This window comes from Pseudomonas sp. SMSB3 (genome assembly GCF_052041965.1).
Lineage (GTDB): Bacteria > Pseudomonadota > Gammaproteobacteria > Pseudomonadales > Pseudomonadaceae > Aquipseudomonas.
In genome coordinates this window covers 222,513-246,022 of sequence record NZ_JBKGGV010000002.1, presented here as the reverse complement: position 1 = coordinate 246,022, position 23,510 = coordinate 222,513, and the positions used below count along the sequence as shown (strand labels likewise).

Sequence of the window (23,510 nt, the reverse complement as noted above, 5' to 3'; positions counted from 1 at the left end):
CAGGGGCCCTTGGCGACAAGTAAGACACTTCCTAACAAGCTATAGGATTCTTCCGAATCCCAAACTGCTTTGCCGTGTATCCAGCCGGACTATTTACGCTCAGGTGGTTGATCCAGGGCTGCGTCGACAATCTCGATCCAGTGCCGCACCGGCAAGCGTGCGGCGGCGCCCAAGTGCGCCTGGCAACCGATATTGGCCGTGGCGATGAGCTGCGCAGCGCCGCTTTCCAGCGCCTGCAGGCGGTCGGCACGCAGTCGCCGCGACAGCGCAGGCTGGGTCAGCGAATAGGTGCCGGCCGATCCGCAGCACAGGTGGCCATCGGCCACTGGGGCAAGGCTGAAGCCCAGGCGCAGCAGCAAGGCCTCCACCTGCCCCCCGAGCTTGAGCGCATGCTGCAGCGTACAGGGGCAATGAAACGCCACGCGCTGCTCAGCGCACACCGCCAACGGCTCGACAGATTCGGCGCGTAGCACTTCCACCAGATCGCGCGACAGTGCGCTGACCCGTGCCGCTTTGGCGGCGTAGTGCGGATCGTGTTGCAGCAGATGCCCGTAGTCGCGCACGAAAGCCCCGCAGCCACTGGCGGTCTGCACGATGGCCTCGGCCCCGGCCTCGACAGCCGGCCACCAGGCATCGATGTTGCGCCTGGCGCGCCGCAGCCCTTGCTGCTGGGCATCGAGGTGATAGTCCAGGGCGCCGCAGCAGCCGGCCGCAGGAGCCGGCTCGACACTGATGCCCAGGCGGTCCAGAACCCGCGCGGTGGCGGCATTGGTATTGGGCGAGAGAGCTGCCTGCACGCAACCTTCGAGCAACAGGATGCGCCGGGCGTGACGCGGTGGCGGACGGATTCCGGCGATGCTTGCTGGCGCCGGCAGTTTGCGCTCGAGCGGCGCCGGCAATAGTGGCCGCAGCACCTCGCCGACACGGCACAGCGCCTTGACCAAGGCAGGGCGTGGCAGCACTGCGCGCAGGCCTTGGCGCAGCAGGCGCTGGCCGAGCGGGCGCGGAACCTGTGCATCGACCACGGCGCGACCGATGTCCAGCAGATCATGGTACTTGACCCCGGATGGACAGGTGCTCTCGCAGCTGCGACAGCTCAGGCAGCGATCCAGATGCAATAGGGTACTGGCGGTTACCGGCGCGCCTTCGAGCACTTGCTTGATCAGGTAGATCCGCCCTCGCGGCCCGTCCAGCTCGTCGCCCAGCAGTTGGTAGGTCGGGCAGGTGGCGGTGCAGAAGCCGCAGTGCACGCAGCTGCGCAGGATGCTTTGGGCTTCATCACCGCGGGCCAGGCGCTTGCTGCTGTCGCTTAGATGAGTTTGCATGAGCGCGGCCTCAAAGGTCTGGGTAAAGTCGGCCAGGGTTGAAGATGCCCTGGGGGTCGAGTTGACGCTTGAGCGCGCGGTGATAGCGCAACAGTGCCACCGGCAGGGCTGGCATGCTCAGGTCGCTGGCTGCGTAGCAGGTCGCGTGACCGCCGAGCAGGGCAACCTGTTCGCGAATCGCTTGCGCGGATGCGGTGGATTTCAGCCAGCGCTGGGCGCCGGCCCAGTCCACTAACTGCCGACCCGCTAGCGCGGGTTCGCCACTGGCGGTCGGCAGTGACAGCCGCCACAGTGGTGCCGGGTCTTCGAAAAAGGCCAGGCGCTGCTCGCGCAGATCGCGCCAGTAGGCGTTGTCGAGCAACTCGCCGCCCAGACGCTGGCGTGCTGACTGCACCGAGCCCGGACCGCCTTCCAGGCGCAGGTGCAAGGCCTCGCCGTCATGACAGGCAGCGCTGATCGGCAAGGGCTGCTGACCCCAGGCGCGCAACTGCTCGAGCGCCTCGGCGCGCGCCAGCGGCAGGCGCAGGCTCAGGCATTCGCGCGGCCGTGGCAGCACCTTGAGCGACACCTCGGTCAGCACCCCCAGGCAACCGAAGCTGCCGGCCATCAGGCGCGCAACGTCGTAGCCGGCGACATTCTTCATCACCTCACCGCCAAAGCGCAGCAGCTTGCCCTGCCCGGTGATCATGCGTATGCCCAGCAGATAGTCGCGCACCGCGCCAGCCCAGGGCCGCCTCGGTCCGGACAACCCGGCCGCCACCATGCCGCCGACGGTCGCTTCGAGGCCCAGGTGCGGCGGCTCGCACGCCAGCATCTGCCCGGCCTCATGCAATATGGCCTCGACTTCCACGAGCGCTGTGCCGGCCCGAGCGGTGATCACCAGCTCGGTCGGATCATAACTGACGACCCCTCGATGGATACGGGTATCGAGCGCCTCGCCTGACACCGTGCGGCCCAGCATGGCTTTGCTGCCACTGCCCTGAATGCGCAGTGGTGTCGTGCTGTGCAGGGCCTGGTTGACCTGTTCGAGTAAAGCCTGGCTGGCATCTCGATCGAGGCTCATCAGAAGCGCTCCAATTCAGGAAACGGCAGTTGCCCTCGGTGCACATGCAGCGCGCCGTATTCCGCGCAGCGTTGCAGGGTCGGAATGTGCTTGCCAGGGTTGAGCAAGCCTTGCGGGTCGAATGCCGCCTTGATGGCGTGGAACAAGGTGATTTCATCACCGTTGAACTGAGCGCACATCTGATTGATCTTCTCGCGGCCTACGCCATGTTCCCCGGTGATGCTGCCGCCCACTGCCACGCACAATTCGAGAATTTGCCCACCGATGGCCTCGGCACGCTCGAGTTCACCCGGTACGTTGGCGTCGAACAGTATCAACGGGTGCATGTTGCCGTCACCGGCATGGAACACGTTGGCCACCTGCAAGCCGTACTGCTCGCTCAGTGCGCCGATGCCCTCGAGCACCTGGGGCAGGGCCCGGCGCGGGATGGTGCCGTCCATGCAGTAGTAGTCCGGGGCCAGGCGCCCGACCGCCGGGAAGGCGTTCTTGCGCCCGGCCCAGAAGCGCGCCCGCTCGGCTTCGTCACAGGCCTGGCGGACTTCCACGGCGCCGGCCTGACGCAGCACGGCGGCGACCCGCTGACAGTCGTCCTGCACATCCGCTTCCACGCCGTCCAGCTCGCACAGCAGGATCGCCGCCGCTTGCAGCGGGTAGCCGGCATGGATGAAGTCCTCGGCCGCGCGGATCGCCAGGTTGTCCATCATTTCCAGGCCCGCGGGAATGATGCCGGCGGCAATGATCTGGGCAACCGCGCGCCCGGCGTCTTCGACGCAGGCGAAACTGGCCAGCAATACCCGCGCCACGGGCGGCTTGGGCAGCAATTTCACCGTCACCTCGGTGACGATGCCCAGCAGCCCTTCGGAGCCGGTGAACAGCGCCAGCAGGTCGAAGCCGGGGCTGTCCAAGGCATCGCTGCCCAGGGTCAGGCGTTCGCCTTCGATGGTCAGAACCTCCACCTTCAGCAGGTTGTGCACGGTCAGGCCATATTTCAGGCAGTGCACGCCGCCGGCGTTTTCGGCGACATTGCCGCCGATCGAGCAAGCGATTTGCGAAGAGGGGTCGGGTGCGTAATACAGGCCGTGAGGCGCCGCCGCCTGGGAAATCGCCAGGTTGCGCACACCCGGTTGAACGCGGGCGTAACGCCCCTGCGCGTTGACCTCCAGGATCCGGTTCAAGCGCGCCAGGACCAGCAGTACGCCCTTGGCCAGCGGCAGCGCGCCGCCCGACAGCCCGGTGCCGGCGCCCCGTGCGACCACGGGCACTCCGTACTGATGGCAAAGCTTCAGCACGCCCTGGACCTGTTCGAGGCGCTCGGGCAGCACGGCCAGCAACGGCTGGGTACGGTAGGCCGACAGGCCGTCGCACTCATAGGGCGCGAGGTCCTCGCTGCGGTGCAGTATCGTCAGGTCCGGCATGGCCGCCTGTAGCGCCTGCAGTAATGCCGGAGGGTCGACGGTAGGCAGGGCGCCGTCGATACGCTCGTCATGAAGGATGTTCATCGGGCTCACTCAGCAGCATGGGTAGGGCACCGACGCCTTGCGCCGGCACCGTCAGTGCATCATTGGGCCAGATGGCGGATCATCGCGACGGTCAGGTACAAGCGCGGCGCGATGCTGTTCAGCTCGATGTATTCATCGTCGCCGTGCAGCCCGGCGCCAACTACGCCCAAGGTTTCCAGGACGGCGGGTTTGTCGCTGCCTGGCACGTAGGCATAGCCTGCGTCTGTGCCGAAACGCATGGCGATCGGCTCGATCTTGTGATCGATCTGTCCATACAGCTGCTGCGCGGTTTCAGCCAGTTTCGCCGAGGCGGGGTTGCGTGCCAGCGGCGGGCGACCTTTTTCGACCACGACCGAAGCCTGGGTATCGGCGACCAGCTGGTTTTTCACCAGACGCTGGGCATCGGCTTGTACCCGCTCGGTTTCGCTCAGGTCCGAATAACGCATGTCCGCTTCGGCAGTGGCCAGGGCCGGGATGATATTGGCTTTTTCGCCTGCCTTGGCCAAGGTCCAGTTCACCGTGGTGCCCTTGCCGGCATCGCCCAGGTCCTTGAGCTGCAACAGCTGATGCGCCAGTTCGGTCAAGGCGTTGCGGCCCTCATCGGGGGCGGAACCTGCGTGGGATGCGCGGCCTTTCACCTCAAGCTTGAGGCGGTTGATGCCGTTGGTGGCAACCGTTACCGCGTCTTTGTCTGGCGGCTCGTAGGAGAACACGTAGTCGTGTTTGCGGGCGAGGTCCGCGATCACCTGCCGGGAACCCGCCGAGCCCATTTCCTCGTCCGGGTTGAACAGCACGGTAAGGGTGCGGTAGCCCTTGAATTGCTGGGCGTCGAGCAGCTTCAGTGCATGCAGGATCATCGCCACGCCGCCTTTGGCGTCTGCCACGCCCGGCCCATAGGCGCGCGCGCCGTCCACGCGAAACGGCCGTTTGGCGACCGTGCCCGGCACGAACACCGTGTCGTAATGCACCATGAGCAGAAAATCCTTGCTGCCTGTGCCCTTCAAGGTACCGATGATGTTGTCGCCCACCGAAGGCGTGGCCGGTTGCGTATGGACCTGCGCGCCCAAGGCCTTGAGCCGTTGCACCAGCTCGGCGCTCACTTGCTTGAGGCCGGGTTCGGTACCGGTGCCTGTGTCGACCGATACCAGCGTTTCGAGGGTTTTCAGGTACGCGGGTTGCTCAGCCTTGGCTTGGCCGAGCAAGTCCGTGGCGCTGACGTCGGCGGCGCTGGCTTGGGTGCAGGCGAGCAATAGCGCCAAAGCGATGGCGTGGGGAGGGCGGGGCAATGGCATCAGGGCTTCCTTGTTGTTGTCTCAAGCCTTTGAGACTAGCCACTGAGCGAAATCCTGCCCGGATTAAAGCAGCAGATGCGACCGCGCCACCGCTGTGCAAGCCGGTGGCGCGGGGAAAACGAGCTTCAGTGATGAGCGACAGGGTCGTCCTGGGACAGGATGGCCCGGGCCAGTTCTTCGTCGCTGGCCTGCAGGCCGGGATTGTCCTGGCGTGCCTGTTGCAGCGCCGATTCTACGTAGGCACCGCGAATGGCACCGCCGCTGGCGACGAAGGCAGACAGCTCGTCCTGGGCGGGGATAATTCGTTTGTCATCCTTGAAGGTCGAATACAGCGAGGCGGAAACACCTGCCGAGGTGGCAACGTCGCCCGCATCGACGCGGGCCAATGCCGCACCGGCCGGGAGCAGAAGCAGCAGAGCGGGGGCGATGAATAGGTGGCGCATGTCGTTTTCTCCAGTAGCGTGCAGCACAAAGGAAAAGAAACCACTCAACGCATCAGATGGGCAGTTACTGGCGGTAGTTCCCTGGGCCGACGCACGTACAGGCCCGTCGCTCAGCTGGCGCGGCCCATGAATGCCAGAATGCGCTCGCGCAGCCAACGCTCGGCGGGGTCATTGTCATGGGCGCCGCTCCATACCATCGACAGTTCAGCTTCGGTGATCGCGAAGGGCGCGGGGTCGGCGCGCAGGTAGCCGTCGTCGGCCAGTGCGCAGGCAGCGTAGTCCGGCACTGTCGCGATCAGCTCGGAGTTACGCAGCAGGGCGCGCAGGCTGCCAAACTGCGGCACTGCCAGCACCACCTTGCGGCAGCGGCCGATGCGCGCCAGGTCCAGGTCGATGTTGCCGCTCATGTCACCGGAGAACGACACCATCACATGCGGCCGTGCGCAGTACTCGTCGAGGCTCAGCGGGCCGGGCCGGTCGTCGGCGCGCAGCACCCGCACACCGATGTCGCGCAGCTTGCGGCGCTTGGCCGTGGCCGGCAGGTCGGTGGTGTAGCTCACGCCCACCGAGATCTCGCCACTGGCCAGCAAGCCGGGCATCAACAGGAAATTGGCGCGACGCACCACCACGCTGATGCTAGGGGCTTCTTCGCGCAGCGCTTGCAGCAGGGCCGGGAACAGGCCGAACTCAGCGTCGTCGGAAAGCCCCAGGCGAAACTGATTGCAACTGCTGGCCGGATCGAAGTCGCGCGCGCGGCTGATGGCCGAAGAGATCACGTCCATGGCCGGGCCCAGCTCGGCGAAGATCTGCATGGCCCGAGGGGTCGGTTCCATGGCCCGGCCACTGCGGATCAGCAGCGGATCGTCGAACAGTTCGCGCAGGCGGGCCAGGGCAGCGCTGACGGTTGATTGGGTGATGAACAGCTTTTCGCCGACCCGGGTCAGGTTGCGTTCGATCATCAGGGCTTCGAAGAGCACCAGCAGGTTCATGTCGACGCGGCGCAGGTCGTTGCGGTTCATGGGCGATGGTCCATCACGGTGGCGGGATTGGCGCTGTATTGAAGCACGCGGGCCACGGCTGCGCCTTGTATGAATGTGCCACCGCTATCAGGTCGCAAGAGCCGGTCTATTAGACCTGCGCTCAAGCTCGGCTAGTCTTTCCTCTGGCCATGCGCATTCCCAGGCACACCCGGCACAGACCGGAACTCTGGATAATCGACCCAAAGGTAACAGCAGATGTCGAACGAATCGAAATGCCCGTTCCATCAAACCGCAGGTGGCGGAACCACCAACCGTGATTGGTGGCCTGACCAGCTCAACCTCAGAATTCTCCACCAGCATTCGTCCAAGTCCAGCCCGGACCCGGCCTTCGATTATCCTGCGGCGTTCAAGCGCCTCGACTTTCAGGCCCTGAAAGCCGACCTGACCGCGCTGATGACCGATTCTCAGGACTGGTGGCCAGCTGACTTCGGTCATTATGGGCCGCTGTTCGTGCGCATGGCCTGGCACAGCGCCGGCACCTACCGCATCGGCGATGGGCGCGGCGGCGCAGGCTCCGGGCAGCAGCGCTTCGCGCCGCTCAACAGCTGGCCGGACAACGTCAGCCTGGACAAGGCGCGGCGCCTGCTGTGGCCGATCAAGCAAAAATACGGAAACACGATTTCCTGGGCTGACCTCATAGTCCTGACCGGCAACGTCGCACTGGAGTCCATGGGCTTCAAGACCTTTGGCTACTCAGGTGGGCGGGCTGATGTCTGGGAGCCGGACGAAGACGTGTACTGGGGCTCGGAAAAGGTCTGGCTTGGCGGCGACACGCGCTACGGCAAGGAGCAGGTCAAGGCGCAGCCGCCTGGCCAGGGCGATTTGGTAGCAGAACCTGAAAAACACCCCGAGGAGCAGAGCCGCGACCTCAGTGGCGAGCGTAACCTGGAAAACCCGTTGGCCGCCGTGCAGATGGGCCTGATCTACGTCAACCCCGAGGGCCCGGAGGGCAACCCGGATCCCGTGGCGTCGGGCCGCGATATCCGCGAAACCTTCGGCCGCATGGCCATGAATGACGAGGAAACCGTGGCCTTGATTGCCGGCGGTCACGCCTTTGGCAAAACCCACGGCGCCGCGCCGGCCGACAACGTCGGTGCCGAACCGGAAGCAGCCGGCCTTGAACAGCAAGGCTTGGGTTGGGCCAATAAATACGGCACCGGCAAAGGTGGCGACACCATCACCAGCGGCCTGGAGGTGACATGGACATCGACACCGACCCGCTGGAGCAACGAATACCTGGAAAACCTGTTCAACTTTGAATGGGAATTGACCAAGAGCCCGGCCGGTGCTCACCAATGGCGACCCAAGGACGGCAAGGGGGCGGGCAGCGTGCCCGACGCTCATGACCCGAGCAAGCGCCATGCCCCGTCCATGCTCACCTCCGACCTGGCGCTGCGCTTCGATCCGATCTATGGCCCCATCGCCCAGCGCTTCAAGGAGCATCCCGAGCAACTGGCCGATGCCTTCGCCCGTGCCTGGTACAAGTTGATTCACCGCGACATGGGCCCCCTGGCGCGCTACCTCGGCCCTGAAATGCCCGATGAAGAACTGCTTTGGCAGGATCCGCTGCCCAAGCGTGAACAGCCGCTGATCGAGGAGCAGGACATCGCCGCACTGAAGGCCAAGATCCTGGCCAGCGGCGTCAGTGTCGCCGAGCTGGTCACCACCGCCTGGGCTGCCGCGTCGACGTTCCGCGGTTCGGACAAGCGCGGCGGTGCCAATGGCGCGCGCCTGCGCCTGGCGCCGCAGAAGGACTGGGTCGCCAATCAGGGCACGGACAACGTGCTGGCGGCATTGCAGCGCATCCAGGACGAATTCAACGCTGGCGGCAAGTGGGTATCGCTGGCCGATCTGATCGTGCTCGGCGGGTGCGCCGCCGTCGAGCAAGCAGCCAAGGATGCTGGGCAACAGATTGAGGTGAGCTTCCGCCCAGGTCGTGTCGATGCCTCGCAGGCGCAGACCGACGTCGAGTCGTTCGCCGTGCTCGAACCGCTGGCCGATGGCTTTCGCAATTTCAGCAATGCGCGCTATAGCGTCAAGGCCGAGAAGCTGTTGCTCGACAAGGCGCAGTTGCTCACCCTCACCGCACCCGAGCTGACCGTATTGATCGGCGGCCTGCGCGTGCTCGGGGCCAACCATGGCGGCAATCAGCAAGGGGTGTTCACCGATCGGCCTGGGCGGCTCAGCAACGACTTCTTCCGCAACCTGCTGGACATGGGCGTGGAATGGAAGTCGACCTCGGCCGACGATTACCGCTTCGAAGGTCGCGACCGCAAGACCGGGCAGGTGAAGTGGACGGCCAGCCGCGTCGACCTGGTGTTCGGTTCCCATGCGCAGCTGCGCGCCTTGAGCGAGGTGTACGGCAGCGACGACGGCAACGACAAGTTCGTCAACGATTTCGTGGCGGCCTGGGTGAAAGTCATGGAACTCGATCGCTTCGATCTGGTGTAACGTCTGCAGTCTCAGCGGGGCAATAGCGCCCCACTTCGTGCGTAGCGCCGGGCAGGTGCCTGATAGTGGCCTGCCCGGCGCGGCCCACCTGATTGCAGACCGAAGGTGATCTATTTGAATCCTCACTCCCTGCTCGCGGCATTGCCCGGATTTGCCATCGCCCCACACGCCATTCAGGTGCTGCCCGATGCTGCGGCCTACCGTACCTGCCTGCTCGAGCGTATCGCCAGCGCCACCCGGCGCATCGTCATTGTCGCGTTGTACCTGCAGCAGGACGAGGCCGGCCAGGAAGTGCTCGATGCGCTCTACCAAGCCAAGGCAAGGCGGCCGAGCCTGGAGATCACCGTCGTGGTCGACTGGTTCCGCGCCCGCCGTGGCCTGCTCGGGGCGGGGCGTCAGCCGGGTAATGCCGCGTGGTACCAGGCCCAGCGCGAACTGCACGGCCTGGATGTGGTGATCCACGGCGTGCCGGTGCAAACCCGCGAACTGTTCGGCGTCCTGCACCTCAAGGGCAGCGTGATCGACGATTGCGTGCTGTATACCGGGGCCAGCCTTAATAACGTCTACCTGCACCGCTTCGAGCGCTACCGTCTGGACCGCTACCACCTGTTCGATTGTCCAGCCTTGGCCGATGCCATAGTCGATGTCGTGCAGCGCTTGTTGCATCACACCGCCACACCGCGCCTGGACCTGCCCGACGCACCACCCACGCGGCGGCTGCGTGGCGATATCCGGCGCTTGCGCGCCCGCTTGCGGCGCATGCTCTATGACGCGCCGGCGGCCACCCCAGGGCAGGGCCTGCGGGTCATTCCGCTGCTCGGGGTAGGCCGTGGCAACCCGCTAAACCGTACCGTGTGCGCCTTGCTCGCAGCCGCCGAAAGCCAGGTCATCATCAGCACACCATATTTCAATCCGCCGCGTCTGGTGATGCGCGAGATCGACCAAGCCCTGGCCCGTGGCGTGAATGTCGAGCTGATCGTCGGCCACCGCACGGCCAATGACTTCTACATTGCCCCTGGCGAGCCGTTCAGTGCCAGCGGCGCGTTGCCGTACTTGTACGAGGACAACCTGCGCGGCTTTGCTCGCCGACGCCAGGCGGCGATCGCCAGCGGCCAGTTGCAAGTGCGCATCTGGAACGATCCTGGCCACACCTTTCATGCCAAGGGCGTGTGGGTCGATCTGCGCTACTCGCTGCTGACCGGTAATAATCTCAATCCACGGGGGTTCAACCTGGACTTGGAAAACGGCCTGCTGATCGACGATCCGCACGGGCAATGGCTAGCGCCACGGGCGCAGGAGCTGGCCGGCTTGCGCCGTCACGCGCCGCTGCTCACCTCGGCAGCGCAGCTTGGCGAAAAGGCCGAGCATCCCAAGCAGGTCACCAAGCTGCTGCGGCGTCTGCGCTACAGCCGGCTCGAGCCGTTGATCAAGCGGGTGCTGTAGACGCCCGGTCGTCAGGTGGGCCGATCATTGCCGGCCAGGGTCAGTCAACGTAGATGAATCCCTGGCAGAAGGCTGGCCTCGAATGGAAGCAACCTTTGGCAATGGCTCGCCGCGCAGCCGGGTGGTGCGCAAGCTCACCCTGACCTTTGCAGGGTTGCTGCTGCTGGCGCTGGCTTTGGCTATGGTTTCGCTGTATCGCATCGCCCAGTCATTGGACGAACGCGAGCGGGCACAAAGTCGCTTTCATGCCGAATCGGCGTTGGCCCAGTTGCAGAAAAATGAGCGCAGTTTTCTGCTGACCCACGCGCTCTGGCAGGCCGCCTTCGACCACATGGCCGGCCCGGTCGACCGTCACTGGGCCTATGACGAGGACAACGTCGGCGCCACGCTGTACAGCGAGGACGGCTACGAAGGCGTTTTCGTGATCGATGACGACGGTACCCACTATGCGGTGCTTGAAGGGCAGCTGAGCGAGCGTGCCTTTGAACGCCTGACCCCGAGCGCTGCCAGCGTGCTACGGCAGGCTCGGCAGGCGGGCGAACAGCAACAGGCCGCGTCGGGCTACCTGCTGTTCCGGGGCCAGCCTGCAGTGTTCAGCGCAGCAGTGATTCGACCGCCCACCATGCCTCATCACCTGCCAGCGCCCAGCGCAGTGCTGGTGTTCGTGCGTGTGCTTGACCCGGCGATGCTGAAAGCCCTGGGCGAGTCCGTAGGCCTGTCCGGCTTCGCTGTGGCCAAGGCCGGCGACGTGCCGCGTGAGGGCGTGTCACTGCCACTTGCCGGTATCGACCAACGATTGACCTGGCATGTCGAGCAACCGGGCCAGCAGCTGGTACGCCGAGTGTTGCTGCCTGCCGGGCTGGCGCTTGCGGTGATCGCCTTGCTGATGCTTGCCGTCGCGCGCCAGGCGATGCGCGCCAGCGCGGCCATTGACCGCAGCCACCGGCAGCTGGCGGCCTCCAAGACCGCCCTGGAAACCAGCGAAGCGCGCTTCAAGGCAGTCGCCGAGGCTGCCTCTGACTGGATATGGGAAACCGACGCGCAACAGCACCTGACCTACCTGTCAGCGCGGTTCGCCGAGTTGACCGGCCACCCGGTCGAGCATTGGCTCGAGCAGCCGCTGCAGCAACTCCTGGCATGCGACACCTGCCAGATCGAGCACTGGTTACAGGGGCTGGCGAGCACCGAGTCCACCGGCAGCCTGCGCTGCCAGTACCGAGATCGCCTCGGGCAGCTGCGCGAAAGCCGAATCGCGGCGCGGGCGATCATCGAGCAGGGCACCTGCAAGGGCTTTCGGGGCACCTGCAGCGATATCACCGACGAGGTGGCCGCCCATGCGCAGATTCAGCACCTTTCGCTGCACGATGCCCTGACCGGTCTGCCCAATCGCAACAAGCTGTTTCGCTTTCTCGAGCGCGACGAGCCGATGCCGCTGGCCTTGCTCATGCTCGACCTGGACAACTTCAAACCCATCAACGACAGCATGGGCCATCCCGCCGGCGATACCGTGCTGATGGAGGTGGCCACGCGCCTGGGTCAGGTCACCCGCGAAAGCGACCTGGTGGCGCGCCTGGGCGGCGATGAGTTCATCCTGGTACTGGCCCGCCCCGGGCATCGTGAAGAGATGGACCGTTTTTGCGCACGCTTGATCGAAGCGCTGCGCCAGCCCATCAAGCTCGACGGTCACAGCGTGCAGGTCGGTGCCAGCATCGGCGTGGTATTGTCCGCCGAATATCCAGGTACGCCAGGCGATCTGATTCGCTACGCCGACGTCGCCCTGTACAGCGCCAAACAGGCGGGTAAGAACACCTGGCGCTATTTCTCGACGCAACTCAATGCAGCCTTGCTGGAAAAACGCACCTTGGAGGGGGAATTGCGCGAAGGCATCGCCCGCGGCGAGTTGCTGTTGCATTTCCAGCCACGCTTCAAGGTCGATGGGGTCACCGTGGCCAGCGCCGAAGCGCTGGTGCGCTGGCGTCATCCTCGCTTGGGGCTGCTGCGTCCGGACAGCTTCATCACCCTGGCCGAGGAGTCGGACCTTATCGTGCAGCTGGGTAACTGGGTGCTCGAGGAAGCCTGCAGCCGAGCCCGCGCCTGGCCGCTGCAAATCATGGTCTCGGTCAATATGTCGCCGGCGCAGTTCAGCCGCAGCGATGTGGTGCGCGATGTTGCCGATGCCCTCAGGCGCACCGGGTTGCCGGCTCACCGCCTGGAACTGGAGATCACCGAGAACGTCATGCTCAACGATGTCGAAGGCGCCCTGCATACCATGAATGCCCTGAAAGAGCTGGGGATACGGCTGAACATGGACGACTTCGGCACTGGCTATTCATCGCTTGGCTATCTGCGCACCTATCCCTTCGACAGCATCAAGATCGACAAGCGCTTCGTGCAGTCGCTGGGCAAGAGCGAGAGCGATCGCAGTGTGGTGCAGGCCATCATCAACCTCGGCAATGCCATGGGCATGACGGTCACTGCAGAGGGGGTCGAGACGGCCGAACAACTGGCCCTGCTCAGTGACGATCAGTGTCATGAAGTGCAGGGTTTTCTGCTCAGCGAGCCGGTGGAGCACGCGGCGCTGATGCGCCTTATGCAAGCCGGTGTCATGGCCGCTCATCCGTTGCCTTGAATGGTTACACTCATTTGCGTGCCACGTGGCAGTTCGCCCCTCTGAAAAGTTCTGGCAAGCGAATACAATCGGCCTTTTTCCACGTTAACCAGACAGGCCAATCCATCCATGGCGCTTGATCCACCCACGATGCTGACGATCACCATCGCCCTGGCGGCAGCCGCTGCGCTGTACCTGGCGATCGAGTGGGGCAGTGTGCGCGAACCGTCCCTGCTGTTCTGGAGCGCAGGTTTCGCCACCATCACTATTGGCTCGACCTTGGCGTTGCTGCGCGGTATCGGCCTGTTGCTGATCGGCATCTGGTTCGCCAATGGCCTGCTGGTGGTCGCGCACGCCTTCTTCCTGATGGGCGTGCTGCGCTTCACCCAGGCGCGGCTGTCGCGGGCGTGGTTACTGATGATCCTGGTGTGGCTGGGCCTGCTGGTGCTGCCGGTCGGTCCGCAGTGGTCGAAGGTCATGCTGATGGTCAACTCGTTGCTGGTCGCCTTGCTGACCCTAAAGGCCAGCTTTCTGCTACGCCCGCACGGCAAATCGCTGAGCGTCGGCGCGGTGCAGTTGCGTTACGTGCTGCTGGTCCATGGCAGCTTCTACCTGATCAAGGCGCTGGTCGCGGTGACGCCTGGCACGCTCATCGACCTGGCCAGCTTCGGTGGCCTGATCATCCAGATCTCCCTGGTGGAGGGCGCGATGGCGATCATGCTGATTGCCCTGTCGATGACCGGCACCGTGCGTTACCGCCGGGAAGAGCGCATCGCCCGCCTGGCTGCGCGTGACCCACTGACCGCGCTGTACAACCGCAGGGCCCTGGAGGTGCGCGCTACCCACCTGCTCAAGGCCGTATGCCCCCTGCGTCCAGGCGCATTGCTGCTGATCGACATCGACAATTTCAAGCTGGTCAACGACCTGCACGGCCATGCAGCAGGGGATCGTCTGCTGATTGCCTTGAGCGAAATGATCCGCACCGTCCTCCCGGAGCGCTCGTTGGCGGCGCGCCTGGGCGGCGATGAGTTCGTGATCTTGCTCAGTGAGGCCAGCCACGAACGTGTGGTCAGCCTGGGCAGCCAATTGCGCGAGCATTTCCAGGCCTATGCGCGCGAGACGATGCCGACCCCGCAGGCGGTGACCTTGAGCATTGGCGCCAATCTGTTCGATCAGCCGCCGGCAAGCCTGGCGGCGCTGATCGAGCAGGGTGATGTGGCGCTGTACCAATCCAAGCGCGGCGGGCGCGACAGTATTCGCCTGGTGGACCGGACCGTGTAAGCGCGCCGTTCAGGACCGAGGCCGCAGCGCGGCCCCAGCGGTTTTCAGGTCACTACCTGGTAGCAGGGCACATAGGCCGCGCCCCCTGGTAACTTCATCCGATGCTGGTCGACGAAGGCCTGCAGCAAGTGCCCCAACGGCTCCAGCACCGCCGCATCCCCGCGGATCTGGTACGGACCGTGTTCTTCGATCAGGCGGATGCCCTTGTCCTTGACGTTGCCAGCGACGATCCCGGAAAACGCCCGCCGCAGGTTGGCCGCCAGTTCGTGCGGCGGCAGTTCGCGGCGCAGGTCCAGTTCGGCCATGTTGGCGTGGGTCGGGTCGAACGGGTGCTGGAAGCCCTCGTCGATCTTCAGCAGCCAGTTGAAATGGAAGGCGTCGTTGCGCTCGCGGCGGAATTGCTTGACCTGCTTGAGCCCCTCGACCATCTGCCGGGCCACTTCTGCCGGATCGTCGATGATGATCTGGTAATGACGCTGCGCCGCTTCACCCAGGGTCGCACCGACGAAGGCGTGCAACTGTTGCAGGAACGGCTCGGCGCTGCGCGGCCCGGTCAGCACCACGGGGAACGGCAGGCCTTGGTTGGCCGGGTGCATGAGAATACCCAGCAGGTAAAGGAACTCTTCGGCCGTGCCGGCACCGCCTGGGAAGATGATGATGCCGTGGCCAACCCGCACGAACGCCTCGAGGCGTTTTTCGATGTCGGGCAGGATCACCAGTTCGTTGACGATCGGGTTAGGCGCCTCGGCAGCGATGATGCCTGGCTCGGTCAAGCCCAGGTAACGACTGCCATGCATGCGCTGCTTGGCATGGGCGATGGTGGCACCCTTCATTGGCCCCTTCATGACCCCAGGGCCGCATCCGGTGCAGATATCGAGCTTGCGCAGCCCCAGTTCGTGGCCGACCTTCTTGGTGTACTGGTACTCCTCGCTGCTGATCGAGTGCCCGCCCCAGCACACCACCATTTTCGGCTCAACGCCGGGGCGCAGGGTGCGGGCGTTGCGCAGCAGGTGAAAGACGTAATCGGTGATGCCCTGGGAACTTTCCAGGTCGATGCGCTGGCTGGCCAGTTCGCTTTCGGTGTAGACGATATCGCGCAGGGCGCTGAACAGCATCTCGCGGGTGCTGGCGATCATTTCGCCATCGACGAAGGCATCGGCGGGTGCGTTCAGCAGTTCCAGGCGCACCCCGCGGTCTTGCTGGTGGATGCGCACTTCGAAATCTTTGTACGCCTCAAGAATGGTCTTGGCGTTGTCGACATGGGCGCCGGTATTGAGAATGGCCAGGGCGCACTGGCGGAACAAGGTGTACAGCGTGCCGCTACCGGCTTCACTCAGTTGCTGGACTTCACGTTGCGACAGCGTCTCCAGGCTGCCTTTGGGGCTGACGGATGCATTGATGACATGGCGTTGAGGCATCTAAGTCGTTCCTGTGCAGGTAAAAACATCCTTGCAAGACAACACCATACGGATGAGTGCGCGTCAACCTAAAAGACTTTGCACGCTCACGGTGATGGCCCAGCCGCCGCCGACCAGCCACAGGTTGAGGATCGCCCCGGTGGCCAGGGCCCGAGGGCCGGCCTGGCGGATTTGCGCCCAGCGCGTCTCCATGCCCAGTGCGGTCATGGCCATGGTCAAGGCAAACGTGTCCAGACCGTTGAGCGTGTGGATCAGGCCAGCGGGCAGCACGTGCAGGGAATTGATCGCCACCAGCGCCAGAAAGCCGAAGGCGAACCAAGGCATTGCCATGCGCCCCTTGCCCTGAGCCTGGCCCGGCAGCGGCGAGCGACTGATCCACAGGCCAACCAGCAACAGCACCGGCACCAGCAGCATCACTCGGGTCATCTTGACGATGGTGGCGATGTGCGTAGCTTCAGGGCTGACGTTGCTGGCCGCGCCTACGACCTGGGCCACTTCATGCAAGGTGCCGCCCATGAACAGCCCGGCGCCCAGGGTATCGAGGTGCAGCCAGCCAGCATTGATGGCCACGGGGTAGAGCAGCATCGACAGGGTGCCGAACAGCACCACGCTGCCGACCGCCATGGCGCTCTTGTGCGGCGCGCTGCGCAGCGCCGATTCGAACGCCAGTACCGCTGCCGCGCCACAGATGGCGCTGCCCGCTGCGGTGAGCAGGGCAGTGTCGCGGTCGAGCTTGAGCAGCTTGACGCCGCACCAGACACCGATCAGCAGGGTACTGCCGACCACCAGCAGCGACACGCCAAGGCCTGCCCAACCGACTTCGGCGATCTCCTGCATGCTGATCCGCAACCCGAAGAACGCCACGGCGATGCGCAACAAGCCGCGGGCCGAGAAGTTGATTCCGCCAGCCCAGCTGGCAGGTACGCCCTCGCGCAGCGCGTTACCGTAGATAGCACCCGCCACGATGCCGACGATCAATGGGCTGATGCCCAGGTTGGCGATTGCCGAGATTGCCGCCAGTTGCGTAACAGCGAGCGCGAACAGCGCGACGAACAAGATGCCATTGAGCCGCCCTCGGGTGCTCAGGGTGGGTGCAGGGGCGGGCTGGGAAGTTGCCGTGGCCATGTGATTCTCCGAAAAGTGCATCAACATGGCTTACGTTAATCGGGTTATAAGCTTAGAAAAAATCGTAATTTGGAATGGAAAATATCCGTATTGCTGATATTTTTGCAGCATGACCCCAGAACAGCTGATAACTTTCGCCACCGTGGCTGAGCATGGCAACATCAGCCACGCCGCCCAGGCCCTGCATTTGTCCCAGCCGGCGGTCTCGGGGCAGTTGAGGCTGCTGCAGGACGACTTCGGCGAGCCGCTGTACCAACGCGCGGGCCGGGGTGTGCGCTTGACGGCCGCTGGCGAGCAGTTGCTGGCGCATGCCCAGCGGCTGCGAGAAACCTTTCGTCAGGCCCAGGCGCTGCGCGAGGCCATGCGCGGTCTTGAGCGCGGCACACTGCGCATCGGCGCCAGCACCACGCCGGCGAGCTATCTGCTGCCGTACCTGATCGCTGATTTCCATGGCCAATACCCTGAGGTCACGGTAGTCACGTCACATGGCAACACCACCGAGATCCTGGCAGACCTGGCCAGCGTCGACATCGCACTGATTGAAGGCCCTGCCGGGCACGAACTGCCCCTGGGCAGCGAAATTACGCCCTGGCACGAAGATGAAATCGTCGCGATCGTGCCCCAAGGCCATCCCTTGGCTGACACCCCTGAACAGACCTTGGCCGCGCTAGGGCGCTACCCGTTGGTGCTGCGCGAAAACGGCTCGGGCGTGCGCCAGATCGTCGAGCGCGCCTTTGCTCGGCACGGGGTGGCAATGCGCGTGGCTCTGGAGATCGCCGGCGTGGAGGGCGTCAAGGAAGCGGTACGCGCCGGGATGGGCATCGGTTTCGTCTCGGCGATGTCTATTCGCCACGAAGCGGGCGTGCTGCGGCAACTGCGTGTGGCGCCGCAGCCGCTGGTCAGGCGCTTTTCCATCGTGCTGCCACATGCTGCCGCGCCCTCGCGCGCGGCGGCGCGCTTCCTGCAGCTGTGCATGGCGTCGTCGAGGCTCGACCCGCAGCGCGACTAGCGCAATCTGCAGGCTCAGGCGCGCGGGCTGCCATTCAACGCGAAGACGTGTTTCAAGTAGCTGACGAAGTTTTCATCGCGGCATTGGGTCTTGCCCGGACTGTCGGAGATTTTCGCCACCGGGGCGCCGTTGCAGGCGGTCATCTTGATCACCATGTTCATCGGCTCCACGCCTGGAATGTCACAGGTCAGCCGCGTGCCGATGCCGAAACTCACGTTGATCTGCGTGTGCAAGGCCCGGTACAGCTCCAGCGCCTTGGCAAAGTCCAGGCCGTCGGAGAAGATCAGCGTCTTGCTCTGCGGGTCGATGCCCAGCCGCTCATAGTGCGCGATGGCCTTGCGCGCCCAGGCCAGGGGGTCGCCCGAGTCGTGGCGCAAGCCGTCGAACAGCTTGGCGAAGTACAGGTCGAAGTCGCCCAGAAACGCATCCATGGTGATGCAATCGGTCAAGGCGATGCCGAGCAGCCCGCGGTATTCGCGGACCCAGCATTCCAACGCCGCAGCCTGGCTGTCGACCAGGCGCGGGCCGAGCTGCTGGTGAGCCATGAACCATTCGTGGGCCATGGTGCCCAGCGGCTTGAGTTCCAGCTCGCGGGCGAGGTGGACATTGCTGGTGCCGACGAAGCGACCGGGGAAATCGTGCTTGAGGATGTTCACCACTTCTTCTTGCACCCGGTAGGAAAAACGCCGCCGGGTGCCAAAATCGGCAAGCTGGAAACCGGCGAGCTCCTCGGCACTGGCTTCGCGCTTGAGCCAGTCGAGCTTCTGGTACAGCCGCTCGCCGACCTGCTCGAGCACCACCTCGCGGTAACGGTAGCGGTTGCGGACTTCGCTGATGATCGCCAGCAGCGGGATTTCATAGAGGATCACGTGCAACCAAGGGCCGCGGATGCGAATCGCCAGTTGCCCGGCATCGTCCAGGCCGACCTGCAGATAGCGCAGGTTGAAGCGGAACAAGCTGAGGAACCGGATGAAATCGGGTTTGAGAAAGGGGATTTTTTCCAGATAGGCGAGCTGGTCGTGGGTTACGCTGACTTCAGCCAATTGCTCGATCTGGTAACGGATTTCCGCCAGGTAGGGTGCCAGGTCTTCACTGTTGCGGCAGCGAAACTCCCATTCCACCTCGGCGTTGGGATAGTTGTGCAGCACCGCTTGCATCATGGTCAGCTTGTAGAAGTCGGTGTCCAGCAGGTTCTGGATGATACGCGGGGCAAATACGCTCTCGCTCATGGGCGGTCCTCCTTGATCAGGGCGAGCTGATGGTCAAGTGCGGCCTCGTCACCGCACAGGATCACCCCTTCGGCGGCCAGGGCGCCGCAGGCTTCGATTGCACCCGATTGGGTCAGTGCACGGCAGGCGGGCAAGTACAGCAGCACCTGAAAGCCGGCCCGGCGCAGCTGCTGGGCGGTGGTCTTGACGCAGTAATCCAACGCCAGGCCACCGACGATCACCGCGCCCACCTGCTGCACCGTGAGGTATTCGATGACGCCGGTGGAGCGTCGCTCGGCCAGGTCGTGGTAGCAGGCGCCGTAGGGGTGCAGATCGGGTTCGACGCCTTTCCACACGAAGTAGTCGTAGTCGATAGGGGCGGGCAGGCCTGGCAGCAATTCGAAGCCCGGTGTGCCGGGCACGCAGTGGCTCACCCAGGTCAGGTCGGCGTTGGCCAGTTGCAAGGGCTGCAGCATTTGCCCAGGGTCGCCAACCACCCAGGCGGCGTTGGCAGGGTGAGCGTCCTTGCTGCCCAGGCGCAGGTCGGCGCGCAGGGCCATGGCATTGAGGTCGGGGGTAATTTCCTCGCCCTGCGGAACAGGCAGCTCGTGCGGCGCGTTGCCGGTGAAGCCGTTTTGGGCGTCGACATCGAAGCTGGCGATTTTCATCTGCAATTCTCCTGGCTGGATCTGGTAACATAATCCACCTGGTGTCGTAAGTGTGTCAATACCGAACTAAAATGGGTTCTTTATTTGCCTTACTTAGCAGACCTGGTGGATTATTGCGTGATTTGAAAAGGAGTGGGTCTGTTGAGTAGAGCCGAAGTCCTGGCCAGTGTCGACATCGTCGCCCTGCGCCTTGCGCCTGATGCCCAGCATCTGCAAGTGCTTCTGCATCGCCGCGCGCGCGAGCCGCACCTGGGGCAGTGGGCGCTGCCGGGCGTGATCGTCAATGGCAGCACGCCCGATAACAACCTTGAAGCGGCCGCTGAGCGCGCGCTGCGGGAAAAGGCCCAGTTCGTGCCGCGCTACTTCGAACAGGTGGGCACCGAAGGTAATGCGTTTCGCGACCCGCGCGGCTGGTCGCTGAGCACCTATTACCTGGCACTGCTCGATCCGAGCTCGACTGTAGAGCACGAGCAACTAACGTTCGTTGACCTGGACAGCCTGGTGACGCGCAAATTGCTATTGCCGTTCGATCACAACCTGTTGGTCGAACGCGCGCGTGAGCGCTTGGCGGCGAAGACCGTCTACAGCAGCCTGCCGCTGTACCTGCTGGCGGACACATTCACCGTGCTGGAGGCGCTGGGCGCGGTACAGGCGTGCTTGGGCCAGGCGGTCAATGCCACTTCGCTGCGCAAGCGGCTCGAGCGCCTGCGCGAACTGGGGTGGGTACGTGACACTGGCGAGAAGCATCAGCCGAGGCTGGGCAGGCCGCAGCAGTTGTACCAATACACGCCGCCCGGCGAACGGGCCTTCATGTTCGACCGTAGCCTGGCGCCAGAAGGCGTCTGAGCCGCAGGCAACGCGCCTGCGGGCCAACGGTCATGCCCAAGCCGCCGCGTCATGCGGGTGCAGGCTTTCCAGATGGCGAACGTGAACCTGCACGTCGCGCCTGCCGTCAAGCGCTGCGCGGATGCGCCGCGCAGCGTCCTCCACGAACATCAGATTCTGGCCGTTGAGCGCGGCGAAGGCTTGTTCATCGGCCCGCTTGACCGCGGTCTGGACTGGCGTGCCCAAGGCGCTTTCCACCGTTTCGATCAACCCCAGTAGCCCCAGGCTGGGTGCTTCAGGCTCGACCGCTACCCGCACCCGGGCTTCGCTGCGCTGGCTGTGAGGTGTTGCCAGTGAAGCGTTGGCGGCCAGCCAGTCGGCGACGCGATCGGAATCGAGCTGAGACGGTTCGGTGAATGCTTGGCGAAAACGCGCCTCGACCAGCTGACGCGACAGCGCCGCTGAACAAGGGCAGGTCGATGAATAGCCGATCAGGCATTCGACGCTGAGCGCCAACGCCCCCGCGCGCAGGGTGGCGTCCAGCTGCACGCGGTAGGCTTTCCAGCCCGACAGCCCTTGGGTGACCAATGCCGGGCGGCGTACGAGCAAGTCGAACACCAGGCACAGCCTCGCGCTCTGGCTGTCACAATCCTGGTGGCTGGCAACCATCTCGCGCAACAGGCCATGCACCTGCGCAGGTGCAAGGGGCGCTGCATCTGCCCAACTGTCCAGGAGCCGATACAGCCGCGACATATGGATGCCTTTGACATGCGCGGCGGGCAGGTCGACTTGCACATCGGCCTTGGCATGCAGCTCGCGGTGATAGCCCGGCTCGCTGAGCGTGACGGCAAGGTCGATGCCCTGCATGCCGACCCAGGCCAGAGGCCCAAGGGTCGGTGCGGTATCGGTGACGCAGATGTCGGGAAGTGCTGCACTCATATTCGTGATCCACAGGTTTCGGTCCCTCGCCTGGCGTGGAGGGCATACGCGACGTATTCATACCCACCGGCTTGGATAGGCCGGCGCAGTATAAACTTAAACGTTACGTTATAGCACTGTGGTGCCGCGTGCGCCTCGGCCTGGCGCTGCGTGCAATGCTGCTTCGTCCCTGGCCTCAGTGACCCATTGCCAGCTTGGCGCTGGTCTGCCGACGACGATATGCGCTGTCACGACTGGCCAGCCACCAGTACAGCGGCGAGGTGACGGCCAGGCCCACCAACCAGGAAAGATCAGCGCCATTGATATGCGCCGAGATCGGCCCGACATACAGCGGCGTGTTCATGAACGGTATCTGCACCACGATCCCCACCCCATAGGCGATCAGTGCTTGCGGGTTGTACCGCCCGTAGATGCCACCATCGACCTTGAAAATGGATTGGATGTCGTAGTCGCCTTTATGAATGGCGTAGAAATCGATCAGGTTGATCGCGGTCCATGGCACCAACACCACCAGCAGCACCAGCACCATGTCGACGAAGTGGCCGATGAAGTCGGCCGAGGCGAATACCGCCACCACGCAGCAGGCCGCCAGCACGATCAGCGACAGCACTGCACGGCTTCTGGCCGTAGGGATCCAGCGGTAGGCGAAGGTCTGTACCAGGGTGATGATCGACAGCACCGCGCCGTACAGGTTGAGCGCGTTGTGGCTGATCACGCTGAGCAGGAACAGCACCAGCATCAGCGGGCCGAGCGTGCCGGTGGCGAGCTTGACGGCGTCCATGGTATCCATGCCGGCCGGAATCGCCAGCACGGCCACCGCGCCGAAGATGAATGACAGACTCGAACCCAAGGCAGAGCCCAGGTAGGTGGTCCAGAACGTCGAGCTGACCTTCACATCGGCCGGCAGGTAGCGCGAGTAGTCCGATACATAGGGCGCGAAGGCGATCTGCCAGAGCGCAGCCAGCGACACCGTCGCCAGCCAGCCGGCGAGGTTGAAACTGCCACGGCTGAGGAAGTCGTGGCTCTGCACGTGGGTAAAGATGTAGCCAAAGCCGACGACGATACCGATGCCCAGTACCCAGGTGCCGATACGGTTGAGCACATGGATGAACCGGTAGCCAATGATGCCGATGATCCCCGACCCCAGCGCGCCGATGACGATACCGACCGGTACTGGCACGGCGTCGACCACGCCATGCAGCGACTTGCCCGCGAGCACGATGTTGGAGGCGAAGAAGCCGATGTACATGACCCCGGCGATCACCACCACCAGCAGTGCGCCGAGGGTACCGAACTGGGCGCGGCTCTGGATCATCTGCGGGATGCCCATCTGCGGGCCTTGGGCCGAGTGCAGTGCCATCAGCACGCCGCCGAGCAAATGGCCGACCAGAATGGCGACGATGCCCCACAGCAGGTTCAAGTGAAACAGCTGCACGCCCAAGGCGCCAGTGACGATCGGCAGCGGTGCGATATTGCCGCCGAACCACAATGTGAACAAATCCCTGACCTTTCCATGGCGATCTTCCGGCGGTACGTAGCCGATCGTGTGTTTTTCTATGAGGGGTGCCGAATTGGCTGCACTGGTCATGATTGACTCCAAGGCAAGGTGGGGCATCGGGTGCTGCCCAGGTGCGTGCCGGCGAAGGGCCACGCGTTCTTGTTGGAGGGATGATGCGGCGCACGCGGATAACGAGAAATTAGTAAATATGTACCCATAAACCTTAAAAAACCTAAGGCTGACAAAAGTTTAAGCGGTAGCTCTGTGCAAGGGCAGTGCCAGCCGGACGCAGGCCCCGTGGTAGAGCAGGCGGCACGTGTAGCAGCGACGCCTGCTGCGCCAGCAAGGTGCGGTGCGCCTGGAAAGGGTGCAGCG

At 64.2% G+C, this 23,510-nt stretch carries 18 protein-coding genes; 6 read left to right on the top strand and 12 right to left on the bottom strand.

Features of this window, described 5'->3' with window-relative positions; genetic code table 11:
* Positions 1-89: 89 nt before the first annotated feature.
* The 6 genes from glcF to ACLEJW_RS04355 form a co-directional block, all read right to left on the bottom strand.
* Complete coding sequence (gene glcF, locus ACLEJW_RS04380) at positions 90-1,325, bottom strand: glycolate oxidase subunit GlcF (protein ID WP_440777036.1); 1,236 nt, start codon at positions 1,323-1,325, stop codon at positions 90-92.
* Positions 1,326-1,335: 10 nt separating this feature from the next.
* A complete protein-coding gene (gene glcE, locus ACLEJW_RS04375; protein WP_313301789.1) occupies positions 1,336-2,388 on the bottom strand; it encodes a glycolate oxidase subunit GlcE in 1,053 nt (350 codons plus the stop codon).
* A complete protein-coding gene (gene glcD, locus ACLEJW_RS04370) occupies positions 2,388-3,887 on the bottom strand; it encodes a glycolate oxidase subunit GlcD (RefSeq protein ID WP_313301786.1) in 1,500 nt (499 codons plus the stop codon). Before glcD ends, glcE begins: the two co-directional genes overlap by 1 nt.
* 59 nt (positions 3,888-3,946) lie before the next feature.
* A complete protein-coding gene (locus ACLEJW_RS04365) occupies positions 3,947-5,179 on the bottom strand; it encodes a M20/M25/M40 family metallo-hydrolase (RefSeq protein ID WP_145186952.1) in 1,233 nt (410 codons plus the stop codon).
* Between the two features lie 125 nt (positions 5,180-5,304).
* Entirely contained in the window at positions 5,305-5,622 is a 318-nt protein-coding gene (locus tag ACLEJW_RS04360; RefSeq protein ID WP_145186950.1) for a DUF2388 domain-containing protein, read from the bottom strand.
* 110 nt (positions 5,623-5,732) lie between these two features.
* Positions 5,733-6,641 carry a LysR family transcriptional regulator gene (locus tag ACLEJW_RS04355; protein WP_145186946.1) on the bottom strand — a complete coding sequence of 303 codons (909 nt, stop codon included), beginning with the start codon at positions 6,639-6,641 and terminating at the stop codon, positions 5,733-5,735.
* A 216-nt stretch (positions 6,642-6,857) separates the two neighbouring features.
* Here ACLEJW_RS04355 and katG point away from each other — a divergent pair, with 216 nt between their 5' ends.
* The 4 genes from katG (at position 6,858) to ACLEJW_RS04335 (ending at position 14,445) form a co-directional block, all read left to right on the top strand.
* Entirely contained in the window at positions 6,858-9,113 is a 2,256-nt protein-coding gene (gene katG / locus ACLEJW_RS04350; protein WP_440777035.1) for a catalase/peroxidase HPI, read from the top strand.
* Between the two features lie 114 nt (positions 9,114-9,227).
* On the top strand, positions 9,228-10,556 hold the full coding sequence (gene pssA, locus ACLEJW_RS04345; RefSeq protein WP_440777034.1) for a CDP-diacylglycerol--serine O-phosphatidyltransferase: 1,329 nt from the start codon (positions 9,228-9,230) through the stop codon (positions 10,554-10,556).
* An 82-nt stretch (positions 10,557-10,638) separates the two neighbouring features.
* Positions 10,639-13,185, top strand: a complete 2,547-nt coding sequence (locus ACLEJW_RS04340) for a bifunctional diguanylate cyclase/phosphodiesterase (protein ID WP_440777033.1) — start codon at positions 10,639-10,641, stop codon at positions 13,183-13,185.
* Positions 13,186-13,314: 129 nt separating this feature from the next.
* Positions 13,315-14,445, top strand: a complete 1,131-nt coding sequence (locus tag ACLEJW_RS04335) for a GGDEF domain-containing protein (RefSeq protein WP_256675075.1) — start codon at positions 13,315-13,317, stop codon at positions 14,443-14,445.
* A gap of 44 nt (positions 14,446-14,489) precedes the next feature.
* Here ACLEJW_RS04335 and ppnN read toward each other — a convergent pair whose 3' ends face one another.
* Both ppnN and ACLEJW_RS04325 read right to left on the bottom strand, forming a co-directional pair.
* On the bottom strand, positions 14,490-15,863 hold the full coding sequence (gene ppnN / locus ACLEJW_RS04330; RefSeq protein WP_145186931.1) for a nucleotide 5'-monophosphate nucleosidase PpnN: 1,374 nt from the start codon (positions 15,861-15,863) through the stop codon (positions 14,490-14,492).
* A gap of 63 nt (positions 15,864-15,926) precedes the next feature.
* Complete coding sequence (locus ACLEJW_RS04325) at positions 15,927-16,988, bottom strand: YeiH family protein (protein WP_440777032.1); 1,062 nt, start codon at positions 16,986-16,988, stop codon at positions 15,927-15,929.
* Between the two features lie 109 nt (positions 16,989-17,097).
* Between ACLEJW_RS04325 and ACLEJW_RS04320 the strand changes: the two genes are divergently transcribed.
* Positions 17,098-17,997, top strand: coding sequence for a LysR family transcriptional regulator (locus ACLEJW_RS04320; protein ID WP_313455386.1), 900 nt, complete (start codon positions 17,098-17,100; stop codon positions 17,995-17,997).
* A gap of 14 nt (positions 17,998-18,011) precedes the next feature.
* Here the strand turns inward: ACLEJW_RS04320 and pncB are convergent, their stop codons facing one another.
* Positions 18,012-19,226, bottom strand: a complete 1,215-nt coding sequence (gene pncB / locus ACLEJW_RS04315) for a nicotinate phosphoribosyltransferase (protein ID WP_145186922.1) — start codon at positions 19,224-19,226, stop codon at positions 18,012-18,014.
* The gene (locus ACLEJW_RS04310) at positions 19,223-19,873 is read right to left on the bottom strand and encodes a nicotinamidase (RefSeq protein ID WP_313302785.1); all 651 of its coding nucleotides are present in this window, start codon (positions 19,871-19,873) and stop codon (positions 19,223-19,225) included. Before ACLEJW_RS04310 ends, pncB begins: the two co-directional genes overlap by 4 nt.
* Positions 19,874-20,014: 141 nt before the next feature.
* On the opposite strand from ACLEJW_RS04310, the gene ACLEJW_RS04305 reads away from it, so the two are divergent.
* On the top strand, positions 20,015-20,719 hold the full coding sequence (locus ACLEJW_RS04305; RefSeq protein WP_313455382.1) for an NUDIX hydrolase: 705 nt from the start codon (positions 20,015-20,017) through the stop codon (positions 20,717-20,719).
* 30 nt (positions 20,720-20,749) lie between these two features.
* On the opposite strand, the gene folE2 is transcribed toward ACLEJW_RS04305, so the two are convergent.
* Both folE2 and ACLEJW_RS04295 read right to left on the bottom strand, forming a co-directional pair.
* A complete protein-coding gene (gene folE2 / locus ACLEJW_RS04300) occupies positions 20,750-21,637 on the bottom strand; it encodes a GTP cyclohydrolase FolE2 (protein ID WP_313455380.1) in 888 nt (295 codons plus the stop codon).
* A 175-nt stretch (positions 21,638-21,812) separates the two neighbouring features.
* Positions 21,813-23,225: a purine-cytosine permease family protein gene (locus tag ACLEJW_RS04295; RefSeq protein WP_145186911.1), complete on the bottom strand. Its 1,413-nt coding sequence runs from the start codon at positions 23,223-23,225 to the stop codon at positions 21,813-21,815.
* Positions 23,226-23,510 lie beyond the last annotated feature (285 nt).